Here is a 3,123-nt window from a genome sequence, read left to right as displayed (position 1 = left end):
AGGTCGGGTACCCCCACGCCCACTAGAATCGCATCCGGGGGAACTTCTCGTGCTTCCACGATGGCGTCTTCTCCACTCGCCGATTCCCGCGTCTCGTACCCGACGGCTACGAGCATCCCTACCAAGGACATCCGGTCTTGGGGACGATGATCGACGACTAGAATGGTGAAGGTCCCAAGTCCGGGAAGGATTTCTAGTACGCGTCGCCGCGGACCGATCGGAGAACCACCGTGTACTTCCGGCAAGCATGCGTAGCCGCGATCTGACCGTCTGGCCGCGGTCAGCCGGGTGACGCCAGTTGATTGACCATGCGGGCCAGCGTGTCGCGGTAGGTCCACGGCATCCACTCGGCGGGGTTGGCCGCGACGTCTTGGTGGTGCTTCTGCAGCGCCACCAGGTACTCGAATGGGTTCGCACCGTTCAGCTCGGCGCTGTGGATGAGGCTCATGAAGATGTCGCCGACCCGGGCACCGTTTTGCGTCTTGTAGAAGAGCGCGTTCTTCCGGTGGAGGATCGCCTTCTTGAGGGCCCTCTCGCAGATGTTGTTGTCGAGCGGCGCGCCCGGCACCTGCAGAAACAGGGTCAGCTTTGACCAGTGCTTCTGCATGTACTCGATGGCGTCGCCCAAGCCCGAGTTGGGTTCGACCTTGCGCTGCTCGATCTGCTCGCGCAGCCACACCTCCAGGTCGGCCATCAGGGGGCCACTGTGGGCCTGATGCAGAAGCAGCCGATCCTCCGGCGATAGCCCCTGCTGTCGGGCGAGGGCGTCGGTCTTGTACACCTCGCGCAGGGTTTCCAGCAGGTGGCGGCACTCGTCGGGAAAGTCGTTCACGACCTCGACAAACCGCCGCCTCGCGTGGGCGATGCAGTGGGAGAGGATCGTTTTGAGCTCCCCGGGCACATTGCGCGAGAGTGCGTCGCACATCTGGATCGGCGCCGCCAGTGTGGATGCTCGATGCGCGAGCACGTCGGCGAGGTTTTCGCCCGCGTGCTTCCGCCCCGTGAAAAACAGGGCGATGGGGTGTCCCTGGCGCTGCGCCACGATGCCCGTGGTGAACACCCCGGTCCGCTCGTCCTTGCCTTCGGTGCCGCCCGGCACCGGCTCCGCCTCCGTCCCGTCGATCAATTCCAGAATCCTCGCCGTCGTGTCGTCGTTGTGCACAAGCTCTCCCTGCGCCGCCTGGTCGATCAGCTCCTCGTGCGCGGGCTCGAGCCGCACGGCCGCTCCCTCGACCAGCTCCCACTGGGTCGCCGCCGGTAGCGGGATACCCATGCCCGCCTGCAGCTTCTCGATGCGGAAAAACGGCATCCCGGCCCCGTACTTGAGCAGACCAATCATGCTGGACGCGCTCTCGTCGTACTTCTCGTGGCCTACGCCCTCGGGCGCCTCCGCCTTGAACACCTCCCCGCACAGGTTGCAGCGCATTTGCTCGCACTCGTACACCGTGGCAGACAGCGGCGCCATCCCCGTCACCCGCACCAGCACCGCCGGCGTCGCCAGCGGGTACACCTTGCCTTTCTGACATTCGGGGCATGCATCCCCGCCGTGCAGTGAGGCGTGCGGCACCGCGAGCTTCGTGGCCCCGGTATAGGCTGCGGCGCCGTTGCGGCCGTGGCCTGGTCGCTTGGGCGGCGGCGCGCTTTCTGCACCCTCGCTGCCGCCAGGTGTCCCCCCTCCCGCCACCGCCCCAGCCTCGCCGCCTGCGCCCGTGGCGGGCGCGTCCAGCACCTGGCTGGTCTTCTCCGTCGGCGCTCCGAACAGCATCCGCCGCAGCCGCTCCAAGCTCGCCCCCTTCGCCTGCAATTCCTGCGTCAGAAAGGCCAGCGTCTGCACCGCCTGCGCCAGCGCCGCGTGGTCCGATTCACAAAGCACCGTCTTCGCCCGCTCCACGATGCCCTGCAACTCCTCCAGCCTGAGATCCCGACGCACGGTCGGTGGCCGCTGCCGGTGGTGCCGCTTCATGCCCGACCCACCTCACCGCCTGTCGCGGAAGCGGGCGGCATCCGAGTCGGTGGAAGGTCTGTGACGACGAGGATGACCACAAGAACGCCTATCCGTGGCCCACGTCAAATTCTTTGCTACCGCCTCTCAACCAGCAGCGCCGAGCTCGCGCCACACCGGCGCCGCCTTGGTCGAGCCTGGGTCGCCACCACACAGCAGTACCTGCAACTCGTGCGCGCGCAGGGCTGTACCCGCTCCTGCCGTCCCCGACGGCCACCAGCGAAAACGTCCTTGCGACAATCGCTTGTGGCACAGCCAAAATCCCTGCCCGTCGTACACCAACAGCTTGATGGCATGCCCCCGACGGCTCCGGAACACGAAGACCGCGCCGCCGAATGGGTCCGCATTCAACGTCTCCCGGCACACCCGCGCCAGGCCATCGATCCCCCGGCGGAAGTCTACCGACTCCACCGCCACCAGCACCCGCATCTGCGGCGTGATCTGGATCATGCCCCCTGCCGGAATGCCGCCACCAAGCTCGCCACATCGATCTCCGCCCCACCCGTCAGACGGATCGCCAGCCGGGTCCCCGCCCCATCCGACAGCTCGACGACCGTGCCCCGCGGAACCGGACCACCCAGCAACTGCGCCCCCGTCAACTCCACAAACCCGCTCGGCTGGGCGGACGGCACCGTCGCGCCCGCGCCAGTTTCGACGATCCGCCGCTTCAGCCCCTCGAAGCTGATCCGCAATGCGCGCGCGACCGGGTAGACCCCATCGCTTTGCGCCAGCCTCGCTGCCTCCGTCCACAACTCCAGCGGCATTGCCGTCCGACGCTCACGCGTCGTCCGCCATCGCTCAATCCGAGCCCGAAGCTGCTTCACCTCGGCCGAAACTGGCCGCGCTCGTCTTGCCATGACCGTCCTCCTGCTGCTCGTGCAGCGCCCGAGGACGGTACCCCCACTGGCAATTCGATTTCACGCACGCTTGCCGGAAGTACACGATTGCTGCCTCGCCTGAGCCCGTCCGGGCTTCGTCCTCGGATGGGCCCTTCATCAGAGGCGTCGTAGCCGCCTTGTCTCAGCCCGAACAGTACGACCACAATGGTGACGGCATGCTCAGCGATCGAGAATTGTTGGATAGGATCGACCAGGAGGTGGCGAGCCCGGACGGCGGACAAG

General features: G+C 66.8%; 3 protein-coding genes. All 3 read right to left on the bottom strand.

The window, feature by feature from the left end:
- Positions 1 to 280: 280 nt before the first annotated feature.
- Entirely contained in the window at positions 281 to 1,930 is a 1,650-nt protein-coding gene (locus VMS96_15950; GenBank protein HVP44919.1) for an IS66 family transposase, read from the bottom strand.
- A gap of 159 nt (positions 1,931 to 2,089) precedes the next feature.
- On the bottom strand, positions 2,090 to 2,452 hold the full coding sequence (tnpB, locus tag VMS96_15945) for an IS66 family insertion sequence element accessory protein TnpB (GenBank protein HVP44918.1): 363 nt from the start codon (positions 2,450 to 2,452) through the stop codon (positions 2,090 to 2,092).
- On the bottom strand, positions 2,449 to 2,766 hold the full coding sequence (locus VMS96_15940; GenBank protein ID HVP44917.1) for a hypothetical protein: 318 nt from the start codon (positions 2,764 to 2,766) through the stop codon (positions 2,449 to 2,451). Before VMS96_15940 ends, tnpB begins: the two co-directional genes overlap by 4 nt.
- Between the last annotated feature and the right edge of the window lie 357 nt (positions 2,767 to 3,123).

This window comes from Terriglobales bacterium, assembly GCA_035543055.1.
In the GTDB taxonomy this organism is placed as follows: Bacteria; Acidobacteriota; Terriglobia; order Terriglobales; family Acidobacteriaceae; genus JAIQFD01.
This window is presented reverse-complemented; position numbering and strand designations above follow the sequence as displayed.